The organism is Armatimonadota bacterium (assembly GCA_029907255.1).
In the GTDB taxonomy this organism is placed as follows: Bacteria; Armatimonadota; UBA5829; order DTJY01; family DTJY01; genus JAIMAU01.
The window spans coordinates 48,049-73,623 of the sequence record JARYMF010000010.1 but is presented as its reverse complement, the minus strand read 5'-3'; the positions used below and the strand labels follow the sequence as shown (position 1 = coordinate 73,623).

Genomic DNA, 25,575 nt, shown 5'->3' with positions numbered 1-25,575 from the left:
TATCAACTAATTTTTAGGCTATCTTCTCAGATATGCTCTTTGCCTGGCTGAACAAAAGCAAATAGTCACGTCCCCCGGCTTTTGAATCTGTGCCGGACATATTGAATCCACCGAAGGGATGTGCTCCAACCATTGCGCCTGTTGACTTCCGATTGAAGTAAAGATTCCCTACGTGGAACAAATCGGCTGCCTTCTCCAATTTCTTTCTGTTAGTCGAATAAACAGACCCAGTGAGTCCATATTCTGTGCAATTTGCGATATCGAGAGCATCGTCGAAATTCTTGGCTTTGATAATTGCAAGCACTGGGCCAAATATTTCTTCTTGGGCTATAACGGCGTTTCGGTCGACTCCCTCAAAAATCGTGGGTTCAATAAAGTAGCCGGGCAGCTCCTCAATTTTCTTGCCACCGAGTATTAGTTTCCCCTCACGATTGCCAATCTCAATGTAGTCAAGTATTGTAGACATGGCATCCAAGCTGATTACTGGCCCCATGTAATTATCAGGATTTCTGACGTCGCCTACGGTAATTTTTTTCACGCGCTCAACAAGGCCTTCTACAAAGTCGTCATATACTTCCTTTAGCACGATGGCACGTGAGCACGCGGAGCATTTTTGACCCTGATAGCCGTATGCGGAAACCGTTACACCCTCGATAGCCGAAGCTAGGTTTGCCTCGCTGTCAACGATGATGGCATTCTTTCCTCCCATCTCGGCAACTACGCGTTTAATCCATATCTGTCCAGGTTGGTGCCTGGCAGCAAGTTCGTTTATCCTAAGGCCAACTTCCTTTGAACCGGTGAATGAGATGAACCTGGTTTTCGGGTGCGCCACAAGCGCTTCACCTAGTTTTCCACCGGGACCAGTGACGAGATTCACTACCCCTGGCGGTAGGTCCAGCTCTTCCAATAACTCCACGAATTTGGTTGCACAGCCCGGAGCTTGACTTGATGGTTTTAGTACTACTGTGTTTCCTGCGGCAAAGGCTGCTGTCGTCATACCTGCCATTATTGCGACAGGAAAGTTCCATGGTGGTATTACAACCCCAACGCCGAGCGGAATGTAGCGGAGGCTGGGTACCTCGCCAGGATAAGGGGTCACTGGCTGAGGTTCACCATATCTTAACGCCTCATGGCCATAAAATTCGACTAAGTCAATGGCTTCTGCAATGTCGGCATCTGCTTCAACCCATGATTTTCCGACCTCAAGAATGAGCCAAGCGGCGAACATGTTTCTCTTTTGGCGAAGTTTGTCGGCCAGGCGGAAACAAAATTCTGCTCTTTTTTCTGCCGGAGTGAACCGCCATGTCTCGAATGCCTTTAGCGCCGCCTCAATTGCTTTAATGCCAATTTCTGGCGTGCCTAGTTGAAAAAGGCCAAGCACTTCGTCGGGATTGGATGGATTGTGTGAGGCGAATTGGTCTTTAGCTTTAAGATGCTTGCCGCCGATTACTAAGTCATATTCACGGCCAAATGTTTTTTCTACCTCTGCAATCGCTTTTTGCATTTTCTCGCGAGTCTCAGGGTTCGAGAAGTCTTGGAATGCTTCGTTTCTAAACTCGGGTCGTTTCATTGGTACCCCCTCTAACACTACTAAATAGGTTATTGTATTCAAAAAAGAAGTCCGGCATCTGACCTCCTGTCGGTTTTTGGGGCCGGACTTCTGCTCCCTTATTGGTTTTCACTACGGATGAGCTTTGTTCCTCCTTTGCGAATCCGAAACTACAATGTCAATGGGTAACTTTGATTCATGAATGTTTCCAACGCTTTTTCATATTCCTGCCGCTTTGATGCAAAGTCCGCCCGTCCCATAAGGGCGTAAGTCATGTTTTTGCCTTCCTCTACGCCCGGTTGATTAAATGGATTGACATGCCAGAGCTTTGCTACGAATATGGTTAGCGTCTCCATGAAATAGAATAGGCCGCCAATGGTTGGTTCGGAGATGTCGCGGAGTATCAGTCGGTAACAAGGCCGGCCAGCTTTTACAAGGCTCATCTCGGTTGAAAGCTGCTCTACTTTGAGCAAATCGCTGAGCGTGTGGCCCCCGAAATAGGCATACTCGACTTCAGAAGGGAATTCATTTGTCAGTTTGGTGGAGGCGGGCCATGAATCAATGGTGACGAAGCCGTAGACTTTGTCGTTCGGCCCCTCTTTGAACAATTGTAGAACGGAATGTTGGTCTGTTGCACCAAGCGCCGCAAAAGGAGTTGTACCTGAATGAACAACTTCCCCTGTTATTGAAGTCTCTTTGCCCAGGCTTTCTGCCCAAAGTTGTTCAAACCACAGCCCAAATTCCGAAAGCACATTGCCGTAGTTAAATAAAACATGAATTTTCTTACCTTTGTCTGCAAGTGCCGCAAGGGCTGACCCTAACATTAGAATTGCATTTTCAATGTTGTCTTTGCCAACTATTGCCTCATGTATTTTTGTTGCACCTTTTACCAGGCCATCGGAGTCAATGCCTACGAGTTCAGCGGGTAGGAGGCCCGCTGGTGAAAGTACACTATATCTGCCGGGAAGGTCACCTGGAATATGCAATAGATGGCACCCGAGTTCCTGCGCTATGTGATTGATTCCGTTGTCTTTTTTGTCGCAAATGATGACTATATCGGAGGGATTCCCGCCAGCGTCCTTATACCTTTTATAGAAATACAAGAAATTTGCAGCAGGTTCGGGCGTGGAGCCTGATTTACTTATATACACCAAGGCTGTCTTTCTAAAATCAAGTAAATCAGCCAGCTGTTCTGCCAAAACGGCGTCCACATTGTCGAGCACGAACATGCGAGGCGAGCCAATGAGATTGTAGAAAGGCCCTTTTAGGAATTGAAGCGTTGACCTGAATCCGAGGGTTGAGCCGCCGATGCCAATCAGAAGTATGTTCTGATACTTCTCTCTTAATTCTTGGGCAACCAGTTTCGTCTCTTGAATCGTGGAGCCCGAGGTCCAGGCTCGACTGATTGGAAGAGAATAGTCTTGCAGCGATGTCCGTACTTCTTCAAAGGCGGAAGCGTTATTTTCAGCGAGGTTGCGTATTTCGGATTCGGAGAGGAAATTTGTAGTATCTTGTGCATTGATTAAGTGACCAATGTCTACGGTTATTGTGTTTTCCATTCCATCACCACTAATTATAGTTTTTAGGATAAGTCGAAGACTGTGCCAACGCTCAGATATTCAACATATTTTGGTTGACTTCCTTCGTTAGGATACTATACTGTAGCAAAGGGAAGTCAAAATGATTAAGCTTTGAAAGATTTTCTTTTCCCTTACGAAAATTCTCTTTGCTAGACTTGAAAGCTTGGTTGTCGAATGAATGAACGCCTAATTTTCAAAATTGGTCTTATTATTATAATAGGAACTTTTGCCATCTTTTCCCCAGCCCTTTACAACCAATTTGTCTATGATGATGAACAGTATCTGCTCCAAAATTTCCATGTCCGCCAGGGGCTTACCGTCAATGGGTTAGTTTGGTCTTTTAAGTCAATGTATGCTGCTAATTGGCATCCTCTTACTTGGATAGCGCACATGGTTGATTGCAGTATTTATGGCTTGAAGCCTTGGGGGCATCGGCTGTCCAATTTGTTAATTCATTCGGCGAATGCTTTCTTTTTATTCGTTTTGTTGGTACGGCTAACTGGATATGTGTGGAGAAGTGCTTTCGTTGCCGCACTGTTTGCCGTACACCCGCTTCGATTGGAGTCAGTCATATGGATAGCTGAAAGAAAAGATGTCTTGAGTACTTTATTTTTCATGCTTACTCTTTTGGCGTACGCTAGGTATGTGAAATCTCCCACGATGTGGACGTACATTTCGATGATTGTGCTATATGCGCTAGGCCTCATGTCCAAACCGATGCTTGTAACGCTTCCGCTTGTGCTCCTTCTTTTGGATTTTTGGCCTATTGGGCGCATGGGGTTTATTAGTAGTTCTTCGTTAAATTGTTTTCCAAGCAAAATTAGAGGCTTGTTAATCGAGAAAATTCCATTGTTTATATTGGCACTGGCCTCTAGTGTTGTGACGTTTGTCGCGCAAAAATCGGGTGGGGCGATGTCTGCCCTTAATGTTTCCTCGCTCCCAAGTAGCGTTCTTAACGCATTCGTATCGTATGTTGGCTATTTATTCCATATGTTCTGGCCTGCTCGCTTGGCTATATACTACCCATACCCTGAGCTAAAACAGCTGGTTTGGAAAGGCGTTCTGTCGGGATTGCTTATAATTGCCATAACGGCATTTGCTTTCCGAATGGCAAGAAGACATCCTTACTTGGCGTTCGGGTGGCTTTGGTATTTGTTAACGCTTATTCCAGTCATCGGCATTATCCAAGTGGGCGGACAGGCGATGGCGGATAGATACACATACATACCATTAATAGGAATATTTGTGGTGGTTGCATGGGGAGTTCCTAAATTGGTTAAATTTGCGAATGCAAATGGGAAATTGGCAGAGAACAGAAACGAAAAGCTTCCGCTTCATGCTTTTCCTCGTTACAGTGTCCTCCCAATCACAGGAGGCTTATGCCTCATTGCTTTCACAATTTCAACTCTTATCCAAATTGGTTACTGGCGCGATAACATCACGCTATTTAGCCGAGCGCTCCAGATATCACATAGAAACTACTTTGCCTTCAATGCGCTAGGGCTGGCGCTTGCAAAAAAAGAGAGACACGACCAGGCAATACCTTTTTATCAAAAGGCTTTGGAGATAGCTCCTAGATATTTTGACGCCTATATCAATCTGGGCATAAGCCTTGAAGCAAAAGGAAGGCTTCAAGAAGCTTTTGAACAGTACATGCTTGCGTTGAAAATAAATCCAAAATCTGCAATCGTGCACAATAATTTGGGGGTTGTCCTTGCTAAGATGGGCAACTTCAGCGACGCAAAAGATGAGTTTGAAAAGGCCATTCAACTTGACCCCACATACGCTGCCGCGAATAGGAACCTTAAAAGATTGCTTAGAAATCTAGCTGGCGGTTCTGCAATGACAGCAGAGGACTACTATAGATTGGGGCTTGCTCTTTTAGACCAGGGGAAACTTAAGGAGGCAGTTGCCCAATTTGGGAAAGCTGTGCAGTTGAAACCCAATCACTCAGGCGCATGGAATGCTTTGGGAACGACTTTGTCGAAGCTGGGCAGGCTCAAAGAGGCAGAAGTATGTTACAATAAACTCTTAGAGATTGAGCCTAACCGACCTGAGCCACATGAGGGTCTTGCCCTTGTCCTTTATTTGCAGGGCAAGTATTCAAATGCATGGCGAGAGGTTATGTTGTGCCGAAAGTATGGCGGCACTCCTAATCCAAATTTGGTTAAGCTCCTTGAGGCTAAACTTCTCAAGCCTTGAAGGCGTTTTGCATGTCTCGAGAACCACAAGTTGAAATTAAAGAAAGTCCTAAATTTCGGCGTGTCAATATAATACTTGGCTTGCTTCTTGTTATTTTGACAATCGCTGCCTTTTGGCAAGTGCAGGGCCACGGCTTTGTTTTTGATGACCAAGCCTATATCGTGGAGAATCCCCGCCTCCAGCATCCACCGACTCTTGATGACATTAAATGGGCATTAACGACAAACTATGCTGGATTTTGGCATCCCATCGTTTGGCTTTCCTATATGGTGGATGTCAAGCTTCAAGGCTCGTCGCCGAGGGGTTTTCACCTTACAAACCTATTGCTACACATATTCAACACCTTGTTGCTATTTAGCTTCCTGTCAAAAGCTACGAAATCAGCCTGGCGAAGTGCTTTTGTCGCGGGATTGTTTGCCATTCACCCACTTCATGTGGAATCGGTAGCATGGGTGGCTGAGAGAAAGGATCTTCTGAGCACTTTATTCTGGATGCTTACATTCTTGGCATATTTGCGATATGTTCATTCTCCGCGTGTTAGGACTTACTTACCCATAATTGTATTCTTTATCCTTGGTTTGATGTCCAAGCCAATGCTTGTTACGCTTCCATTTCTCCTCCTACTCCTTGACTGGTGGCCACTCCGGCGCACTGCCTTTGTTCGGTTGCCGCAACCGACTAGTTCTTCAGAGGACAAGGAGACACCAGTCTCGCAACTAGTGATTGAAAAAATACCTTTATTTATCCTTTCAGCAGTATTTTCGGTTTTAGCATACGTGATGCAGGAATCGAACAATGCGCTGAGCGGTGGATTTCCATTTGGCATCCGTTTTGGGAATGCTGTTGTTTCCTACGTGGGTTACATATGGAAGATGATTTGGCCACGAAATCTTTCTGCATTCTATCCACATCCTGGCCATAACCTTCCAATTTGGCAGGCTATTACGGCGGGTGTCATTCTGTTATTAGTCTCTGTGTTTGCCTTGAGGTCTTCTAAAAGAATGCCTTACATGACCGTTGGATGGCTCTGGTATCTTGGCACATTGGTGCCAGTGATTGGCTTTGTGCAAGTTGGCATGTTTTCCATGGCAGATAGATTCACATATGTGCCGCTTATTGGTCTTTTCATAATGACTGCTTGGGGGTTGCCGGATTTAATATGTAGAGCATGGTTGGATGAGGCAAGCAATGAAAGCGAAAATAAGAGGTCGCCTATTCTTATATTCACTGCCAGCGCCTGCATAGCAGCTTTTGCTTTGTGCACCTGGATACAAGTTGGTTACTGGCATGATAATATCAAATTATTCAAGCGTGCAATTGCGGTTACGTCCAAAAATGCATTGGCATGCAATAACCTAGGGCTTGCGTATGAATGCATGAATCGGGTTGATGATGCAATTATTTGGTACTCAAGAGCGCTAGAAATCGAACCTCGATATCCGTTTGCACATTTAAATCTTGGGCGTGCGCTGAAGAAGGTTGGCAATATTGATGAGGCGGTCGAACATTACATTGCCGCTGTTCAGATAAAGCCTGACTTTGCCGAAGCACACAACAACCTTGCTTCTATTCTTGCTAGCAAAGGGAAAATCAACGAGGCAATTGAAGAATATCAAAAATCAATCGCCGCGAATCCAAACTATGCGGAGGCTCACTACAATTTGGCGCTCCTACTCTCCGAAATTGGTCGTTTTGATGATGCCGTCGCCCACTATAAAGAAGCTTTGCGCCTCAACCCTTGGGACGCGGATGTCTTGTGCAACCTAGGCTTATTGCTTATTCAGAAGCGTGACTTCCGCAGTGCGGAAAAGCATCTGCATCGTGCAATTTCCATTCAGCCGCAAATGGCGGAGGCACACTATGGCCTTGCAGTGATTCTAGCTGTGCATGGAAAGTATGCTGAGGCCTTGCACGAAATTGAACTCTGCCGTAAATATGGCTATGCTCCAAATCCAGAGCTTGTAAGGATAATTAACACCGAATACAGAAAATCTAAAGCTAATCATGAGACATCAGTCGCACCTAATTAAGTTGAAGTGTTAATTTGCTGAATGTGACATGAGGGTTGCTATGCCGAGTAAGAAGCGCAAGAAGAAAGAGGCCGTTTCAAGTAGCGTACCTGTTGCTAACAGGCAAGTTATAGCTTTATGTATCGTGCTCCTGGCGTGTGCACTGCTCCGAGTTGCCTATCTTGTTCAATACAAGGCTAACGTTCCATATTACTCTGGCTTAATAGTGGACTCACAGTATTATGATGATTGGGCGCAAAGGATAGCAAGAGGAATAGGATATGGCTCAAAGCCTTTCTATCTTGCACCGCTTTACCCGTATTTTCTCGCATTAATCTATATGGGCGTTGGTCGAAATTTTACTGTTGTTTACGCTTTCCAAGCAGTGCTTGGTGTATTGAATTTGGCGCTTGTTTATTTGATAGGGCGTCGGCTATTCGGCCATATCTCAGGCTTGCTTGCTATTATTATCCTTACTCTTTATGCACCCCTGATGTTTTTCGAGGCCAAAATACTGAGCGAGACTTTAGCTATTACCCTGAGCCTAGCATCTGTACTAATTTTGCTAAAAGCGGTGGATAAACCTGCCGCTTGGAAGTACTTGGTAGTTGGCTTTGCTCTAGGATTGACTGCGGTCTGCAGGCCAACCGCGCTTCTCACGGCAATTTTGGTGCTTGGCTGGCTTTGGTGGTCGCGGGTCGAGAAAAGGCAAAGTGCTGCCGCTTGGGTGCTTATTGGGCTTATGGTTCCGTTACTCTTTGTCGCGGGGCGCAATCAGTTCATAGGCAAAGACTTTGCTCTCATCTCAACGAACGTAGGAGTTACATTCGCTCAAGGAAATAATGCGCAAGCAGATGGGGCATGCATGGTGGTTCTGCCGGGCTTTACTGGCTCGATAATGGACCAGCAGGCTGAGGAGATAGCAATAGCGAGTAGAAGGCTTGGTCGGCAACTTAAACCTTCAGAGGCATCGGCATATTGGCTTAAACAGGGGCTAAGGTTTATTTGGGAAAAGCCGCTCTTGTTTGCCAAGCTTACTGGTCGTAGGTTGATTTGGTCCCTCCACAATCAAGAATCTCCATGTAGCTATAACTTGTATCTTGAGAAGCAGCTTGTTCCATTTCTGCGATGGTTGCCTGTGCCTTTTGCACTCATTTTTGGGCTGGGTTTCTTTGGTTTTTTGCGGTCTCTTGCGGAGAAAGCCAAAAAAGAAGCCATGCTTGTCTCGTTGTATGTGCTTTCCACGTTTATTGTGCTTTTAGCTTTCTTTGTCACGTCTCGTTACCGCCTTCCTGCCGTGCCTTTTCTAGGAATTTTCGCTGGCTATGGGCTTGCAGAAATGGTGAATTATTGGCGCGAACGCAGCATAACGGTGTTTGCAATTGCACTATGCTGTTTGGTTGGCGCTTTTCTCCCATCGCTCGTGCCCTATCCAATCCCGCATGTGACACCTGAGGCGCCCGTGGACCTTGGAGTGAGTTATCTGATAAACGGACAAATCGATAAGGCAATCCAGCAGTTTAGAGAAGCTCTCAAAATGAAGCCTGGTTTTGCGGTTGCCCATAAGAATCTTGGGGAAGCATTTCTTCGGCAAGGTAGGCTTCGGGAAGCTGAGGCAGAGTACAAGAAAGCTATTAGTATCAATCCAAGCGATTGGTCTGCCTATTTCGGGCTTGGGATGGCGCTTGCTCGACAGCAAAAATTCGCCGAAGCCATACCAAGTTTTGCCAAGTCACTTCGCCTTAACCCGTTCAACGCTGAGGCACACAATAACCTGGCGGTTGCGCTCTTTGTTACAGGTGATTACTCAGGTGCATGGCGCGAAGTCCGCCTTTGTCATGAAAATGGTGGAACATGTGATCCTTCTTTTATCCGGGCACTCACGAGCATGATGCCGGAGCCCGAGTAAAGGCATGGTTGGCATTAATGCCAGGTTTGCAATTTTGACCGCACGCTAGCGTGGTTTCAAAAGTGCTTTCTGGAAAGTGCATGGTGAATAAGAACATAAAGAAGATGTCTACTGAACGGCGGAAGATGAACCTCGCCCTTGGAGTTGTTCTTTTCTTGGCAATCCTTCTCAGGATTGTTTATTTTCTCCAATACAAAGCTAATGCGCCATATTTTAGCCAAGTGATTGTGGACTCCTACTATTATGATGTCTGGGCGCAAAGGGTGGCGAGTGGAAAGGGATTTGGTCCAATGCCTTTCTATATGGCGCCGCTCTACCCATATGTGCTTGCGCTGGTATACAGGGTTTTCGGCCACAACCTAGCTTTGGTTTATGTTTTTCAAATGATCCTGGGAGTCCTTAATACATTCATGGTCTACTTGATTGCACGAAAGCTTGTGGGGCATACTTCGGGAATTTTCGCGGTTATCTTCATGCTCTTTTACGGACCTCTAATCTATCTTGAACCAAAGATTATGACCGAGACGCTTTCGGTAGCGCTGAACCTTGGGTCCATTCTTTTATTGCTGATCGCGCTTGAGCGGCAAAGTGTACCAAAATTCCTTGTTTGTGGAATCCTACTAGGCTTGAGTGCGGTGTGCAGAGCGAACGCACTTTTAACTGCTGTCATATTTATCGGGTGGGTATTCCTATCACAGCGGGAAACAGGTTCCTTAGCAAAAAGTGTTCTTCCAATGGTGCTTGGAGTCGTATTAGCGATATTGCCGGTCACCATGCGAAACTACTTTGTTGGTAATGACTTTGTCTTGATTTCGTCAAATGGAGGCATCGTCTTTGCTCAGGGAAATAACGAGTATGCAAACGGCGTTTCTGCGCCGCTTCCGGGGTTCAGCGGTTCGATAGGTGCCCAGCGCGAAGAAGAGATGGCTCTTGCGGCTAAAGCTCTCGGCCATCCAGTGAAGCAGTCTGAATCTGCTGCATATTGGTTTGGGCAAGGTATTAAGTTTATTCGCGACCACCCTGGTGAATTTGTATGGCTTCTAGTGCGCAAGGTGGTTTGGTCTCTCCACAATAGGGAATCAAGATGTAGCTATAACTTTTACCTTGAGCAAGAAATTATACCCATACTGCGTTTTTTAGTTTTGCCATTTCCTTTGCTTGCCGGCTTAGCACTCTTTGGTTTCCTTCGAGGGCTTTTAAAAGGCATGCCTCGAGAGACAAACCTAGTTGCCCTTTATGTGGTTTCCATATTCCTTAGCCTGGTCATCTTTTCGGTTAGTTCTAGATACAGAGCTCCAGCAGTACCGGCACTGGCGATATTTGCCGGGTTTGGGGTTGTCCAAGCGCTGAAAGCTGCTCGGGAGCGAGACATTGGTGTGTTAGTGCGGCTGGTTGGTTGCGTGGTTCCAATCTTGGCGCTGTCTCTTGTTCCTTACCCAATCCCTGCTGTAACGCCTGAAGGTCCAGGAAATCTTGGTGTTAGCTACCTGGCCGTAGGCAAGCTTGATGAGGCAATCTCGCAATTTGAGCGAGCACTGGATATGAAACCTGACTATACATATGTGCGAAATAACCTAGGAATTGCCCTTGCCAGGCAGGGGAAGCTTGACGAGGCGATTGAGGAGTTTAGACAGGTGCTTGCTGTAAATCCCAGGGATGTTATGGCACATAAGAACCTTGGGATGGCGCTTAAACAGCAGGGCAATGAGGACGAGGCTATCATGGAGTTTTATGAGGCTGTGAGGATTGCACCTAACTTTGCAATCGCGCACGTTCTGCTTGCCGATTCGCTAGCTCAGAAAGGTAAGTTTGATGAGGCAATCGAACATTACTCGGCTGCTGTTGCTTTGGAGCCGGAAGACCCAAAAATTCGCTTGTCGCTTGGCAATGTTCTTTATCAAGCTGGCAGGGCCAAAGATGCGATTTGCGAATACCTCGAAGTGATTAGGCTCAAACCTGACCTAGCAGAGGCACACAACAATTTGGCTGTGGCTTATTTTAGAAGTGGGGATTATGCCAAAGCATGGCGCGAGGTCATTCTTGCAAGAAAGTATGGCATGGAGCCAAACTCAGATTTTATTCAGGCGCTATCACAGAAAATGCCAAAGCCTGAGAGTGAGTAATTGCACCGCCAGAGATATTCAGAAATATTATCCTCAAATCATTTGATCCCCTGCAGGTTAAATGGAAGACGCCAGGGTTAGTCTCGTTTGACACCATGGGTGTTTATCAATTACACTGCTCTAGTTGACTAACGTTAACAACCTTCGTGGAGGGTTTTGCCACGAATGCCTGCCACAAAGCGAAAGAAAGTTCTACGTGCGAATTCCAAGCCCGCCACAGGAAAGCTCAGCCGCCAAGAGTGGCTTGCGATTGCCTTGGTACTGGTAGTGGCAGTAACCTTTCGAGTTATCTATCTTATTCAATATAAGGCTCACATTCCGTATTACTCTGTGTTGGTGGGTGACTCGGCATATTACGACGCCTGGGCGCAGAGAATCACCGCAGGGAAAGGCTATGGGCAGTTGCCATTCTACCTTGCGCCGCTGTATCCTTATTTGCTTGCGATGATTTACGGAGTCGTCGGTCACAAGCTGGTAGTGGTCTATATTTTTCAGGCAATTTTGGGCGTCTTCAATATTATGCTTGTCTACCTGCTCGGGAGAAGATTATTTGGCCATTGGGCTGGCATTGTGTCAATGATGTTACTTCTTTTCTATGCACCAGTCGCGTATTTGGAGTCCAAGCTTCTAAGCGAGACCCTCGGAATAACTCTAAGTTTGTTATCAATTTTCCTTCTTCTGTTAGCCCTTGACCAGCCCTCGCCTTTTAAATTTCTTGTCGTTGGAATTTTGCTGGGATTATCTGCGATATGTCGGCCTGTTATATTTATCTTTATCGTATTTGCTTTAGTTTGGCTCTATTTAAATAAGCATCGTAGTTTTTCAATAGTATTCATCCCGTTGCTTGCAGGGATTTCACTTGCTATATTGCCAGTAACGGTTCGGAACTATGCGGTAAGTGGGGAATTTGTACCTATTTCAACAAATTACGGCATGACTTTCTGGCATGGGAATAACCCAGAGGCCATGGGAATTTGCGCTATTCCGTCAGGATTAACAACTTCTATTATGGAGCAGCAAAAAGAAGAGATGGCGCTGGCAGCAAAAGCGCTCAAGAGGAAGGTGACTGCATCCGAGTCCTCAGCTTACTGGCTCGGACGTGGATTGAGTTTCATCCGTGAGCACCCAGCAGCATATATCTGCCTCATCGGGAAAAAAGTCATTTGGTCTGTCCACAACAGGGAAGCGCCGTGTAATTATAATTTTTACCTTGAGCGGAAGTTCGTGCCAGCGCTCCGAGCTCTTTTTATTCCTTTTTGGGTGATTTTTGGTTTGGGCGTGCTCGGCTATGTTTTCTCATGCCGAGAAGGTATAAAGGAAGCAGGATTGCTTGCAATTTATGCTCTTAGTGTGTTTGTTGGCATGCTGGTTTTCTTTGTATCTTCCAGGTATAGAGCGCCAGCCGTGCCTGCTTTGGCGGTTTTGGCTGGCTTTGGCGTAGTTCGCATTATAGATTCATTTTGTTCAAGAAATTCGAAAGTGTTAACCACGGCTGCTCTATGCGTTGTGCCATCCGCCCTTGTTTCGCTTGTCCCATATCCAGTTCCGCCAATTACCGCCGAGGGCCCAGCTAATATGGGATATAGCTTTATGGAAATGGGCAGGTACAATGATGCGGTAGTTCAGTTCATGGAGGCTATAAAACTGAATCCGAGTTATGAGTACGCCCGTGATAAATTAGGAGAAGCCCTGGTGCAGGCAGGCAGGTACGTTGAGGCTATGGATGTATACAGCGATATAGCTGCAGACCATCCAAACTCCGCTGAGGCGCAGAATAATTTAGGCGCTGTGGTTGAGCGTTTAGGAATGCTTGATGCCGCCGTCATGCGCTACTCAATGGCTTTGCATTTAGACCCAGATTTCGCCGTGGCAAGGTACAATCTTGCGTTGGTTCTAGCGCGCCAAGGGAAGCTTGACGAAGCAATATCGCATTTCCTGAAATTATCGAAAATGAATCCGAGCGACCCAAATGTTTATTATTGTTTGGGGCTAATGTATAAACGCAAGGGCAAATTGGATGAGGCGGAAAGCGCGTATCGGAAGGCAATCTACATAAAGCCCGACCTCGCCGAGGCACACAATAACCTTGCAGTGGTACTTTTCGAAAAGGGCGATTATGCGTCTGCTTTAAAGGAAGTGGAGCTAGCCCAGAAATATGGAATCAAGCCAAATCCTGATTTCATTAAAGCGCTTTCGCACAAAATACCAAAGCAATAGTTTTTGTTTTTTTGAAAAAGCATTTCTTTTCTGTATTTCTCATGGGAAAGCAGTCAAATCACCGGCTTAATTTTATAATTGCGCTTTTTCTTTTAGTACTCACAGCAGTAGCATTTCTCCCAATACTGGGCGCCAAATTTATAAACTGCGACGATGTTGTCTATGTGACGCAGAACAACCATGTGAAAGCAGGATTAACGCTCGAGAATATCAAGTGGGCTTTCACGACCTTCGACCAATGCTTTTGGCATCCATTAGTCTGGCTTTCCTACATGTTGGATTATGATATCTGGGGGTTGAACCCTTTCGGATACCACCTTACTAATCTGCTTTTTCACATTCTAAATACAATTTTGCTCTTTTTGGTGCTCAAAACCGCAACCCTTTCAATCTGGAGAAGTGCATTGGTTGCTGCTCTTTTTGGCATCCATCCGCTTCATGTGGAGTCGGTAGCGTGGATTGCGGAGAGAAAGGATGTTCTAAGCACATTTTTCTTCTTACTTACAGTATTGGCTTACGTTGAATATGTCAAAATTCCCAAATTTGGCAGATATGCTCTCGTTGTTGTTTTCTTTGCCCTTGGCCTGATGTCGAAGCCGATGGTAGTGACTCTTCCCTTTGTGCTCCTTCTGCTTGATTATTGGCCAATTGGACGGATTTTTCGTTCGAACATCCCTCCAAAAGAGAAAGGTACAGGCCTTGCTGGCCGTCAAACCCAGGCAAGTGCTTTATCTTCAAACCTTGTGGTTGAAAAAATTCCTCTTTTTCTGCTTTCAGCGGTTGCAAGTGCTATTGCATACGTCGCCCAAGGGAAGGGAGAAGCGCTTGATGTGCGGGCAGAATTCTCGCTTGGCGTTAGAATAGCAAATGCCATGGTGTCGTATGTTGTTTACGTTGTGAAAATGTTCTGGCCAAGGGACTTGGCTGTTTTTTATCCGCATCCCGGCGCGACAATTCCTACTTTGCAATTGATAGGTGCAGGATTGGCACTATTGTGCATAACACTTTTGGCGTGTCTCAGTTTTCGTCGGCACCCATACATCGCCGTTGGGTGGTTCTGGTACACTGGCACGCTTATACCTGTGTCCGGTATCGTGAAGTTCGGCGCCCATGCCATGGCTGACCGGTTTACATATATCCCACTTATTGGTCTTTTCATAATGATTGCATGGGGCGTGCCCGACTTGGTTGGATGTTTTTGCGATAATAATCGGATGTCAGTGGCAAATGGCAGAAGCCAAATTCGCCCGCAAACCATTTTACCGGCTGCATCTGTTATTTCGCTGGCAGTTTTTGCTGTTTGCACATGGGTTCAGGTTTGCTATTGGCATGATGGGGTTAGGCTATTCCAGCATGCATTGAGGGTGACGAAAGGCAATTATTTCACATACAATAATCTTGGTGCGGCACTTGAAGAGGCGGGACGTTTAGACGAAGCTGTCTTATTCTATCGTGCTTCGTTGCGAGTTGAGCCCAATCAGGCGCGAGCCCATGTGAATCTTGGGAATATCTTCCTTAAGCAAAGGAAGGTGGAAGAAGCTTTGAGGGAATACAAGGCGGCTGTGCGGGTTCGGCCTAATGATCCAATGCTTCAGAACAACCTTGCCGTGGCGCTTGCTCAAAAAGGAATGTATGCCGACGCTATCAATTGCTTTAGGAAAGCTATTAGGATTAATCCGCATCTTCCAGACATTCATGAAAACCTTGCCGAAGTATTTTATCTTAATGGAAACTATGCAGAAGCATGGAGGGAAATTGCTCTGTGCCGCCAAAATGGTGGGCGGCCGTCCCAGAGTTTACTCAAAGCGCTGTCTGCTAAAATGCATGAGCCTGGTGTACAAAAAGATATTAAAAAACCATACAATTGATTGGCAAATTACATCCGAAATGCGTAGATTGAAGGGCAATTATCAAGCCTATATTGTTGCAGTTCTCCTAGCGTTTATTGTAGCCGCTGTTTATTGGCGCATCTTAGGGTATGAGTTTCTTTTTGACGATGCGCAGTATATCCAAACTAATGTGCATTTGCATAAAGGACTCAACGCTGAGGCAGTCAAGTGGTGCTTCACGGCTTTTTATGCGGCAAACTGGCATCCCGTAACATGGATAAGCCATATGCTTGACTGCCAACTTTTTGGGCTTGATGCTGGCAGACACCATGTTCAGAATCTACTGTTTCACACCATAAACACAATATTGTTGTTTGTCCTGCTTCTCAGGCTGACTGGCTCGGTTTGGAAAAGCGGCTTCGTAGCTGCTCTGTTTGGGGTTCATCCGCTCCATGTCGAGTCGGTTGCATGGGTTTCAGAGCGCAAGGATGTATTAAGCGCCTTTTTTGGGATGCTGACGATTTTGGCGTATGTTCGATATACTCTGAGTCCTGGAATTAAGACCTATGTTCCGATATTAATGTTCTTCACTATTGGCCTTATGGCTAAGCCTATGATTGTTACCCTTCCTTTTGTGTTACTCCTATTAGATTACTGGCCCCTAAATAGGTGGAACTTCGCTAATTTTCCGTCAATTATTATGCCCAAAGGCAGGATTAAAAGCCTCGTATTGGAGAAAATCCCTCTTTTTTGCTTGTCTGCAGTTTCGTGCTTTATAACTTACCTTGCCCAAGAGGCAGGTGGAACTACTCGCGTAATGAAGAGCCTCCCTCTTGGTGTTAGGTTGGCAAATGCACTAGTCTCCTACGTCAGTTATATCCTTAAAGCCATTTGGCCCCAGAGACTAGCTGTGTTCTATCCACATCCTGAGGATTCGTTACCTACTTGGGAGGTAATTATTTCAGCATTTGTGCTTTTCTGCTTGACTGTGATTATCCTGCGAGCTATGCGGGAATATCCTTACCTCGGCGTGGGATGGCTTTGGTACCTTGGCACGCTTGTACCCGTTATTGGTCTTGTCCAGGTTGGCTCACAGGCGATGGCAGATAGGTATACGTACATTCCGCTTATTGGTATCTTTATATTAGTTACTTGGGGAATATCGGATGTGGTTGGTTGTTCGAAGGCAAAGATTGGAAGGTGTGAGCATGGGAAAGAAAAAACTCCTCTCCGATTTTTACTCCGTTCTTCTGTTTTGCCTTTTATTGGCATTGTCGCTCTAATCGCCTTCATAATTGCTTCCTGGGTCCAGGTTGGTTACTGGAGAAATCCCATAACGCTGTTTGGCCATACAGTGGCAATTACAAAGGACAACTTCATAGCGCACTTTAATCTTGCGTTGGCTCTTGCCGAGAAGGAGCGTCATGCCGATGCAATTCCTCATTACGAAGTGGCGCTCAAGCTTAGGCCTACGGATGCAGATGCACATCAAGCTCTTGCCGATTCGCTTGTGAAGGATGGGAGGGCTGATGAGGCTGTTGCTCATTACTATGAGTGTCTTAAGCTTAGGCCAAACGATGCGAAAGTTCACTGCATCTTGGCTGATGTGCTTGCCGATTTGGGGAGAACCGATGAAGCCATAGCAAATTACAGAGAGGCAATTCGCATTGAACCGGATTTCGCCGAGGCTTATACAAATCTTGGTGTCCTTTTGGTTAGTCGAAGCCGAGTGGAAGAGGGAATAGCACACTACCTAAAAGCTATGCAAATTGACCCCCACCTGCCAAATTTGCACTACAATCTAGGAATTGCATTTGCGAAGTTGGGGAAGTTCGACGATGCCATCCGGGAGCTAGAGCTTGCGATAAAAGAAAAACCGGACGACATCGAAGCTCGCAGGCGGCTTGTGGGCGTGCTTTTCGTAAAACGCCGATATGCTGCGGTTTGGCAGCAGGTTCATGAGCTCCAAAAGCTTGGCATCAACTTGCCGGAAGACTTCCTGAGGATGTTATCCGCGAAGATGCCCGAACCATAAATGCTAGCCATGTGTTGAATATTCAGGTAATTGAGACCTTTAGCGTTTGGCTTAGCTAGAATTTGGGGTTAATTTATTTCAATTATGCTTCCTGCAATAAATCTGGGTCCGTCTGATTGGTTGAAATAGTATGCGACAAGGATTCGCCCATCTGGGAGTAGTGCCGCCCATGGATACCCAAGATCCCCATTGCCTCCGTCATCGCGGATAACGAGTTCCGGTGCCTCGGCAACATTGGTGCAGTCGGGGTTCAGTAATCTCGCGCGTACCCCGTAGGGCTCATGCCGGTAACCATAGACCAAAAACACACGCCCATCTTTTAATCGTATTGCATGATATGGGTGGCCAATGATTTTGCCATCTTCCCACTTGAAACTCTTGCCACCGTCTGTCGAGCGCGAGATTACCAGATGGTCGTTGAAGTTTGCCGTTCGTATAAAGCAAACTATGTCACCTTTTACTGTTTCAACCAGCGATGATTCATTGAGTGTAATCTTGCTGTCCTTAGCAATCGGGCAAACATATTCCCATGTCTCGCCGCGGTCCGACGAAGTCATAAGGTGAACAGACGTCAGTCGGTCGCGTTTTCCTTCGTTTGCGGCAACGGCCCAGTACAGCTTTCCGTCTTTACGCTGAATCATAGCGCCTCGATTGTAAGCGGGGCAGGGCTTACCTAGCACGTCTAGCGTTTTGTCTTCTGGAACTGGTGGCGGTATAAACGGGCCTTTCCAAGTTTTGCCGCCGTCGTCCGAGCGCATGATATAACCCCCCAGGAATCCAAATGGGGGGTGACTTAAAGTCTTTTGATATTTTTCAACGCCCTCGGGCGGCAATAACGCCCAAGCATAACTTGAGCAAACAATTGACCCATCTTTAAGCTGTATCATGCAAGGATCCTGCGAACCCCCTAGTGGATGAGCGTAGATAAGCTCGGGCTCTTTGGTCCAAGTCTCACCGCCATCTTTCGAGCGAACTAGAACAAGGTAGCTATTGGGGTCGGTATGGCTGTATTTGCCGCCCCACAAAAGCTTCCGGTTTGGCGCCCTCCGAAATGCGCAGAGAATTTCGCCATCCTTTCGAACCACTAACGATGGAAATGCACAATAATACATGTCATCTCGATAGATGATAAGGTCTTTCACCTTTCTCATGCGAATAGCTTCTCCTTTCGCAACCGGGTGGGGCGGGTAGAAATTGACAACAAAGATCAGTAGTAAAAGTCTTGTTAGCGCTTTCATACATTCTTAATTCTAGATAACAACCTTTTCTCCTCCAAAAGAAGTAATATTTTGAAGTTGCACGTTTGCATTAAAAGAAAGCCTATCGTCTTGCAACGATAGGCTTTCTTTAGAGGTCTTAATTGATGCTTAAAGTCCTGTTACTTTGCAGGAGGGCCTTGTCGCACTTCAGCTGCTGGTTTTCCTTTATATGGACAAGGGCACTTATCTTTGTATGGACAGTTTGCACATTGCCCTGGAGCACCATTGCAGCAAGGAGCGCACATTCTGGGACAAACATAGCCCTGGATGCGTTTGCCAGCCTGCTTGCCATAACAAGGGCATTCGTCTTTGAATGGGCATTGGTCGCATGCTCCTGGGTAGCCTTTACACCACATACCGCAGCCAGGCGGGGTTGTTCCTACACCTGGTCCTGCGCCTAACTTCATTGCTAGCTCACGATTGTTCCATAGGGTCTCATGAAGTTGGGTGCGCAATTTGGCGATTTCTTTCTCAAGGCTGGCGATTTGCTTTTCGGTTCCCTTTTGGTTTCGAAGTCGCGCTAGTTCAAACTGTTTGGTCCGAATCTCTTCGTGCAATCCTCGGACTTTATCTATGAAGGCTTTTTCCTCTGGAGTTTTTGGCTGGGCTGTCATCCACCACGCGCCTCCACCTGCAAGACCTATCCCCATGCGTGGACAGCCTGCCGGTGGCCCAGCCATTCTTGGGCCGCGACCTGGGCCATAGGCGTATGCGAGCGTTGCTGCAAGCGCTAAGATAATTAGAAACGCTACTAAAACATACGTTCTTGTTTTCATCTCAATCCTCCTAAGTTTGAAGTTTTGCCGTTTATTAGACTAATGTAAATCGTTTTGCATTCCTAAAAACTATTTGATACTCTCAGCAATTTTCACAAGCTCAGACGTAGGCGCATCGCCTACGACGGCGATTGTGATGTCGCCAACCCTTGTTTGGAACATCCTTGCGTGTGGACGGTCAGCTAAAATGCATCCGTTTGGGCCACATCTTGCTCCACGGCCAAATCTGCGCTTTTGCCCGCGATTGTCTGCCATGCATCCCGGTCCACCACATGGGCACTTGCTCTCGAAAACCGAAATAGTGTTTAGGCCATTTGCGTATTTTAGGGCCGCGAATGATATGCCGCAAGGCGAAGTTTGTATGTAGTACCCATCAAATGTGTAGCCTTTTGGAAGATATTTTGGTTTTAGTGGTGTAAATCCCACCGCCTTGCGAACTTCATTTATGTTCATAGTGCTTCTGCAGACAGCCGAACTTTCAGGCTTAATTGGGGCGGTGAATAGAGAGTCAGGCGGCCTAGCGGAAAAATCTATGCTATCATATCGGCTGAGGCTAAAAAGTTTGCCATTTAAGCCGTACCAATCGGTCCTCAGAATGATGTATTTTTCCTTGTCTACCCAAATCTTGCTTGTAGGATTGCCGCTAAACTTCGGTTCAAGCTTAATTATGTAGCAGTTGCGGCCTGCTATGCTTTGCGAGCCGACAAGCTTTGGCACATAATTTTTAAAAAGCTGACCAAGATAATCTCCTGTCTTATGTTGCAAGCAAGCGGTTGGCATTTTCTGCTTTGCAGAAATCGTAATTATTGAGTTGTTGCTTTCAATAATGATTGTGCCAGCTGTTGGGCCAGTAAGGAATTCCATTCGTGAACGCCCTTGACTTCGGTATACCCTGACTTTCGAAGATACCGGCGCCCTGCCCGCCTGGACAGAAACGAACTTTATTCCTTGAAGTGTTGCTTTTTTCTCGGCGGCGTAAGTTTTTTCTACTATTTCGCGCGCAGATATCGCTGCGAGAGCGAATTGTGGGATGACGAAAGTTGCAATGATTAAGGCCCATCCACAAATCTTCCTCACAGCGATCCCTCCTTTTTAAGTTCGATGCAGCTCACCAGACCTAGGACGGCCTTATCTGCAAAAGGTTCGTTCCAGCTCATAGTGGCATGATGCGCAAAATATGTGTTGGCTCCGATTTCTGGTGGGTTTTGAATATTCGTAAATAGCAAGGCGCCGATGGTAATCAAAACTGCGCCTGCGGCAGCCGCCGAATGAAGTTTGTGTCGCGCAAGCCACCAAATTGGGTTGGCAGTCCTCGTGCGCAAGGGTTTCGGCCGGAGACGGCACACGATTGCGTTCCATGCATCGGGAGCTTTCTCTAGCCCAGCCTCCTGTATTAGGCTTGCGGTGCGGGCCAGAGCGTCGAGCTCTCGTGCACATTTTGAGCATGAAGCGACATGGTCTTCAATCTTACGGCGAAGCCGCGCACTGCAACCGCCAACTGAATAATCAGCCAATTTAGCAGCTATTTCAGTGCATTCTCTATTCTGCGATTCTTTCATGGTTTTTCCCATAAGTGCTCTTAATTTTGCTTTTTGCATGGTCGAGAATCTTTGGCTTATGGCTCATTTATTATTGGCTCTATGGTTCTACATATGGCGCAAGCTTGCGCCGGAGAACCTCCCTTGCTCGCGCGAGCCTCGACATTACAGTGCCGCGCCTTGTGCCAAGAACCTCGGCTATACTCTCGATGTCCATGCCTTCCAAATGGTGCATTGTAACTACAAGCCTATGTTCTGGGCTTAATGCATCAATTGCCTTTGCCACTACACGCCTTTTTTCTTCAATTTCAAGCTTCGAAGAAGGGTCAGGTTCCTTGCCAGCGATATGGATTTCTTCAGATTTATTTTCATCATTCGGAGTTATTTTTATTGTATTTGTCGAAGCTTTTGCGCGTTTCTTTAAGAGATCCTTGCAAACATTTAGTGCAATACGATGAAGCCAAACATTAAACGAATCGCCTTCTCGTAATTGCTCAAGAGCGTTCCATGCGCGGACAAAAGCTTCTTGAGTTGCATCTTCAGCATCCTCTTCGTGCCCGACAATTTGCCTTGAGAAATTATAAATCTTGGCGTTATAGCGCCGGTATAAATTTTCAAAGGCCAAGGTATTTCCTTGCTTTGCTAATCGCACAAATTCGGAATCGGGCATCTCCATTTTGCTTTTATCAGCCGGCTTAGTCATTAATATTGACTCTCGCTGTAGAGAATAGCATCCATATTTTTATGGATTTCGAATTATACCACAACTTTGTTTCAGCAAAATTTGAATAACTCAAGGAGGAAATCTTATCAATTTAAGAGAATTTAAGCGCTAAGAAGTTGCAGACCCGCAATTTGTGCCTACAAAAGGGCTATTTGGCGGGTGCAACTATGTTGTTGGCGAACTCATTCGGACACGGAGGTAAAAAATTGAGTACAAAAGCTTCAAGCTCATCAAGTTATGTTGCGAGCGCTCGCTCAGAGTTATTTGCTGCAAGTTGCATTGCGCTGGTAGTAAGCGCAATCGCATTTGGTATTCGCGGTGACACTCTAGGCGATTTTATGAAGCAGTTTAACGCGACACCAGATGCGATTGGATGGGCGATTGTGGGTGCATTCTGGGGCTTCACGATTGCAATCGCCTTAAGTGGGATTGTTTGCGACTGGCTTGGGATGAAGACACTGCTAGTATTCGCATGGATACTGCACATGGCTGGCATCAGTGGGACTGTCTTTGCTAACAGTATTCAAATGTTAGCCATAGGAACTTTGCTAATCGGTTTTGGAAACGGTTTTATTGAGGGTGCTGTCAATCCTCTAGTAGCTACATTGTATCCCGAGGACAAGACTGCCAAACTGAACGCATTGCATGCGTGGTGGCCCGGCGGAATCGTAATTGGAACTGTTATTGCTTATATTATGTCGCTTTTCAACGCAAGTTGGCAGATTAAGACGGGCGTGCTTTTCATCCCCACGCTTTTATACGGCGCAATGTTCATCAAGCTCAAGCTCCCGCCTACCGAGCGCGTCCAATCTGGAGTGTCAACTGCTAGAATGTGGCGTTCCATTTTCTCCTTGTATTTGGTTTTTTGGGTTTGTATGTGGTTGAGTGCGGCAACCGAGCTAGGCACGAATCAGTGGATAGCTGAGATGATGAAAAATAGCGGAATTAAGGTCGGGACCCTTGTCCTTGGGTGGATTAGCTTTGTAATGCTGATAGGACGTGTGTTTGCAGGTCCAGTAGTGCATAAACTGTCGCCCATTGGTGTGCTGCTGCTTTCGTCAATTGTTTCTTTCATAGGTTTGATTGCGCTTAGCATGGCTAAGGGGCCAGTAATGGCGTTTTTGGCAGCGACGGTTTTCTCTGCAGGCATTTGCTACTTCTGGCCCACAATGTTAGGATACACATCAGAGCGGTTCCCTGAGGGTGGGGCGCTCCTTATGGGTTTGATGGGCGCCGCGGGAATGGCTTCTGCTGGTTTTGCCCAGCCAATCTTTGGAGGCTGGTACGAAAAATTCGGGGTCGTTGGCGCTCTGAGGCATGCAGCAATTCTTCCTGCCATTCTGACTGTTGTCATGGCGGTCTTCTATGTCATTCATAAGCTTGAGGGTGGTTACAGAGCTGTTAAGCTTACCCCGGCTGAATCAGCAGCTTCTACTCAAGCCGAGGCAGAAGTGACGCCAGAAGTTACCACAAAGTTGGAAGAGAGCTAGCAGGTTCTTTTTTAGGCGGCAATAGTTCATTTTAGAAAATTATTAGGGTTTGCGGGAGAACTTTAAGCCTGCGAACCCTTTGTTTTTAATAATTGCAAATGCATTGGAAACTCACGGCGGCAGTACTGTAGCCGCCGTTTTATAAAATTATTGAACACGGGTAACCCAGTCGGCAATTTCGGCGTCGGTGGCCCTTGTGCCCCGAATTTTCAGAGAAGACAATGCTCCAGCGGCACGGTAGACGTCCTCAACCCAGTCTGTTTTGAAAAAGCCCCTTGTATTGTGTATAAATAGCCAGCCAGGGCAAATTAGTGCACTTGCCGTTTGAAAATCACCTGCTCTTCTGAGACATGGTACGAAAAGCTTTTCAACGAAAGCTTGATCATTGGATGAGTCAAAGCCATTTGCATCTATAATAGTTTTTTGAACCCCTTCAGCGAGAGCCCTAGCAAGCATGCACCAGGGACCCGCCTCGCCAATTCCAATAAGGCTGACTGATGATATACCTTTCATGCTTTGTAGGTAGGACAGAGCAGTTAAGATATCCTGGACACGATTTGCCGTGTCGGTGCGGTTATACGTAGAAAAGAATTTATACTTTGTTGTTCGATTGGGATTTTCACAAATTGCTTCTCCAGTGTTAAAGCAGTCTATTGTAAGAACAGTCGTGCCTTTGTCTAGGAGAATACGGACGAGTGTGTCATGATTGATAAGAATGTCGCTCTTGGAGCTTCCAACGATTAATGTCGCGTGAGGCTTTCTTGCGGTAGAATTCGGGTGAATGAGGCAGGCTGGAATTTGGTCGCCTTTTCCCTTGCGTCCAATCACAAGCTTTTCGCCTTTGAAATTGCCAAAAACAAAGGTTCCGCGTGGTTCAGCTATAACTTCGGCATTTTTGGGCATCACGGCGGCAAGACAATGCTTGAATGGCACGCCAAACGTTTTTCGAAACAGCTTTAAACTTTCCTCGTCGTACGGTTTCATTGTTTGGAGCTGTTTTTTCGCTGCCTCTATGCGGTTTTCAATAATTCCTTTGGCATCCAGAGCATTTGCAGGCCGCGGCTCTTTTGCAAAAACAAGCATGTCTTCGGGTTTCTCGATTTCAAAAGGGCGCTCCTTGAATGCTGACGGGTCTGGGTTACCTAAAATCCAACGTCCAAACCAAGCATATACGGCTTCACGGCTGTCTTTGTTGTAGTTATGTGGTGCATCAAACTGAACGTATGCCACTTTATCCTCTACACCAAGAAGCTTGTAAACGCTTTTAATCGCAGGGAACTCGACTGTCGGCGTTTTTACAGTCCAGTCGCCAGTGGCGGAGACAAGAAGTAGTGGACGGGGAGCGGCTAGCGCACCAATCTCCATGTTATTTGTGTCAAGCCTAATGAGCGGTGGGTTTTCACATTGACAGCCGCCTTGCATTGTGGAGGATATCATGTTAACAGGTGCTGAAAATTTCACCCGGTCGTCAACCGCCGTTAAGAGGAAGGTTTGCGTGCCACCGCCGGATGCTCCGGTGCATGCAATGCGGTTCTTATCCACATCGGGCAAAGAAAGTAGGAAGTCAACTGCCCTGATGCTGTTCCAAAGTTGCAGGCCGCCGATGCTGATGCCCCACAAATGCTCACGTTCGCCGTCAAGTTGGCCAAGTCGGTGTTCAACCTGTTTGGAGTCGAGAAAGCCAATCATATCATAAGCAAATGCGATGTATCCTTGCTTTGCGAAATTAATGCATCTGCCGGGGATTGAGGTTTCCTCTCTATGCACTAGTCTGCCATCGCTCCAGTGGCCATGGGTGTTTAATACTGCCGGGAACGGTCCCTTCTTACCAATCGGCCGGAAGAGATTGCCTGTTACATAAAAGCCTGGGAAACTCTCGAAATAAACCTTTTCAATAGAGTAGTCGTCCCGCTCGATTCGTCCAAAGATGCGTACGTTGAGAGGCGTCTTTTCTGGCGTTGGAAGGAGCCCTGCGCCTGTGAGTATTTGTTCGCGCAGGTATTTCGCTCGCTCGGACCATGCCTTCTTTGTTGCAGGTGCGGCGAACGAGTATATCATATCCAAATGTCGAATTTCCTCACATCGGTTATCGTGGATGCTACCAATATCATATGGATTCAAATGCATGCTCCTTTCTTCAGTGGCAATTGCGTATGTGAACAAACAAATGGCAATTATGGCGGCCGACAAAAATGAACCTACTTTCATTAAGTCCAAATTGGTAACCTCCAATCAATAAATTACAATCTTGCCAGCTTAGCCAATGCAAAGCGTTTGGAATGCCAGCGGCGTCTACATCTTGATGGTTGGCAATCTCGTTACATATCACGAAATT

The 25,575-nt window shown here is 46.4% G+C and carries 16 protein-coding genes; 8 read left to right on the top strand and 8 right to left on the bottom strand.

The features are described 5' to 3' along the window. Nucleotides 1-13 precede the first annotated feature (13 nt). Entirely contained in the window at nucleotides 14-1,570 is a 1,557-nt protein-coding gene (gene pruA / locus QHH26_10330) for an L-glutamate gamma-semialdehyde dehydrogenase (protein ID MDH7482353.1), read from the bottom strand. Between the two features lie 149 nt (nucleotides 1,571-1,719). After that, complete coding sequence (locus QHH26_10325; protein ID MDH7482352.1) at nucleotides 1,720-3,108, bottom strand: glucose-6-phosphate isomerase; 1,389 nt, start codon at nucleotides 3,106-3,108, stop codon at nucleotides 1,720-1,722. 195 nt (nucleotides 3,109-3,303) lie between these two features. On the opposite strand from QHH26_10325, the gene QHH26_10320 reads away from it, so the two are divergent. From QHH26_10320 to QHH26_10290, 7 genes are all read left to right on the top strand, one after another. Then, entirely contained in the window at nucleotides 3,304-5,331 is a 2,028-nt protein-coding gene (locus QHH26_10320) for a tetratricopeptide repeat protein (GenBank protein ID MDH7482351.1), read from the top strand. Nucleotides 5,332-5,342: 11 nt separating this feature from the next. Continuing rightward, entirely contained in the window at nucleotides 5,343-7,361 is a 2,019-nt protein-coding gene (locus QHH26_10315) for a tetratricopeptide repeat protein (GenBank protein MDH7482350.1), read from the top strand. Nucleotides 7,362-7,401: 40 nt separating this feature from the next. Continuing rightward, nucleotides 7,402-9,249: a tetratricopeptide repeat protein gene (locus tag QHH26_10310; protein MDH7482349.1), complete on the top strand. Its 1,848-nt coding sequence runs from the start codon at nucleotides 7,402-7,404 to the stop codon at nucleotides 9,247-9,249. Nucleotides 9,250-9,329: 80 nt separating this feature from the next. Then, the gene (locus tag QHH26_10305) at nucleotides 9,330-11,372 is read left to right on the top strand and encodes a tetratricopeptide repeat protein (protein MDH7482348.1); all 2,043 of its coding nucleotides are present in this window, start codon (nucleotides 9,330-9,332) and stop codon (nucleotides 11,370-11,372) included. Nucleotides 11,373-11,537: 165 nt separating this feature from the next. Continuing rightward, nucleotides 11,538-13,589 carry a tetratricopeptide repeat protein gene (locus tag QHH26_10300; protein ID MDH7482347.1) on the top strand — a complete coding sequence of 684 codons (2,052 nt, stop codon included), beginning with the start codon at nucleotides 11,538-11,540 and terminating at the stop codon, nucleotides 13,587-13,589. A 182-nt stretch (nucleotides 13,590-13,771) separates the two neighbouring features. Further along, on the top strand, nucleotides 13,772-15,457 hold the full coding sequence (locus QHH26_10295; protein MDH7482346.1) for a tetratricopeptide repeat protein: 1,686 nt from the start codon (nucleotides 13,772-13,774) through the stop codon (nucleotides 15,455-15,457). Between the two features lie 19 nt (nucleotides 15,458-15,476). After that, nucleotides 15,477-17,453, top strand: a complete 1,977-nt coding sequence (locus QHH26_10290; GenBank protein ID MDH7482345.1) for a tetratricopeptide repeat protein — start codon at nucleotides 15,477-15,479, stop codon at nucleotides 17,451-17,453. Nucleotides 17,454-17,521: 68 nt separating this feature from the next. Here QHH26_10290 and QHH26_10285 read toward each other — a convergent pair whose 3' ends face one another. The 5 genes from QHH26_10285 to QHH26_10265 form a co-directional block, all read right to left on the bottom strand. Further along, the gene (locus tag QHH26_10285; protein ID MDH7482344.1) at nucleotides 17,522-18,604 is read right to left on the bottom strand and encodes a sialidase family protein; all 1,083 of its coding nucleotides are present in this window, start codon (nucleotides 18,602-18,604) and stop codon (nucleotides 17,522-17,524) included. 227 nt (nucleotides 18,605-18,831) lie between these two features. Next, nucleotides 18,832-19,488 carry a hypothetical protein gene (locus tag QHH26_10280; GenBank protein MDH7482343.1) on the bottom strand — a complete coding sequence of 219 codons (657 nt, stop codon included), beginning with the start codon at nucleotides 19,486-19,488 and terminating at the stop codon, nucleotides 18,832-18,834. A gap of 69 nt (nucleotides 19,489-19,557) precedes the next feature. Continuing rightward, nucleotides 19,558-20,565, bottom strand: a complete 1,008-nt coding sequence (locus QHH26_10275; GenBank protein ID MDH7482342.1) for an outer membrane lipoprotein-sorting protein — start codon at nucleotides 20,563-20,565, stop codon at nucleotides 19,558-19,560. Next, nucleotides 20,562-21,047, bottom strand: coding sequence for a hypothetical protein (locus QHH26_10270; GenBank protein MDH7482341.1), 486 nt, complete (start codon nucleotides 21,045-21,047; stop codon nucleotides 20,562-20,564). The genes QHH26_10275 and QHH26_10270 overlap by 4 nt, the downstream gene beginning before the upstream one ends. Nucleotides 21,048-21,126: 79 nt before the next feature. Beyond that, nucleotides 21,127-21,729, bottom strand: coding sequence for an RNA polymerase sigma factor (locus QHH26_10265; protein MDH7482340.1), 603 nt, complete (start codon nucleotides 21,727-21,729; stop codon nucleotides 21,127-21,129). Nucleotides 21,730-21,956: 227 nt separating this feature from the next. On the opposite strand from QHH26_10265, the gene QHH26_10260 reads away from it, so the two are divergent. After that, a complete protein-coding gene (locus tag QHH26_10260; GenBank protein ID MDH7482339.1) occupies nucleotides 21,957-23,240 on the top strand; it encodes an MFS transporter in 1,284 nt (427 codons plus the stop codon). A gap of 147 nt (nucleotides 23,241-23,387) precedes the next feature. On the opposite strand, the gene QHH26_10255 is transcribed toward QHH26_10260, so the two are convergent. Further along, nucleotides 23,388-25,448 carry an acetylxylan esterase gene (locus tag QHH26_10255; protein MDH7482338.1) on the bottom strand — a complete coding sequence of 687 codons (2,061 nt, stop codon included), beginning with the start codon at nucleotides 25,446-25,448 and terminating at the stop codon, nucleotides 23,388-23,390. Nucleotides 25,449-25,575 lie beyond the last annotated feature (127 nt).

Bases quoted from the DNA above. Each gene is read 5' to 3' on its own strand.
- pruA (MDH7482353.1), bottom strand. From the start codon at position 1,570: ATGAAACGACCCGAGTTTAGAAACGAAGCATTCCAAGACTTCTCGAAC.
- QHH26_10325 (MDH7482352.1), bottom strand. From the start codon at position 3,108: ATGGAAAACACAATAACCGTAGACATTGGTCACTTAATCAATGCACAA.
- QHH26_10320 (MDH7482351.1), top strand. From the start codon at position 3,304: ATGAATGAACGCCTAATTTTCAAAATTGGTCTTATTATTATAATAGGA.
- QHH26_10315 (MDH7482350.1), top strand. From the start codon at position 5,343: ATGTCTCGAGAACCACAAGTTGAAATTAAAGAAAGTCCTAAATTTCGG.
- QHH26_10310 (MDH7482349.1), top strand. From the start codon at position 7,402: ATGCCGAGTAAGAAGCGCAAGAAGAAAGAGGCCGTTTCAAGTAGCGTA.
- QHH26_10305 (MDH7482348.1), top strand. From the start codon at position 9,330: ATGGTGAATAAGAACATAAAGAAGATGTCTACTGAACGGCGGAAGATG.
- QHH26_10300 (MDH7482347.1), top strand. From the start codon at position 11,538: ATGCCTGCCACAAAGCGAAAGAAAGTTCTACGTGCGAATTCCAAGCCC.
- QHH26_10290 (MDH7482345.1), top strand. From the start codon at position 15,477: ATGCGTAGATTGAAGGGCAATTATCAAGCCTATATTGTTGCAGTTCTC.
- QHH26_10285 (MDH7482344.1), bottom strand. From the start codon at position 18,604: ATGAGAAAGGTGAAAGACCTTATCATCTATCGAGATGACATGTATTAT.
- QHH26_10280 (MDH7482343.1), bottom strand. From the start codon at position 19,488: ATGAAAACAAGAACGTATGTTTTAGTAGCGTTTCTAATTATCTTAGCG.
- QHH26_10270 (MDH7482341.1), bottom strand. From the start codon at position 21,047: ATGAAAGAATCGCAGAATAGAGAATGCACTGAAATAGCTGCTAAATTG.
- QHH26_10265 (MDH7482340.1), bottom strand. From the start codon at position 21,729: ATGACTAAGCCGGCTGATAAAAGCAAAATGGAGATGCCCGATTCCGAA.
- QHH26_10255 (MDH7482338.1), bottom strand. From the start codon at position 25,448: ATGAAAGTAGGTTCATTTTTGTCGGCCGCCATAATTGCCATTTGTTTG.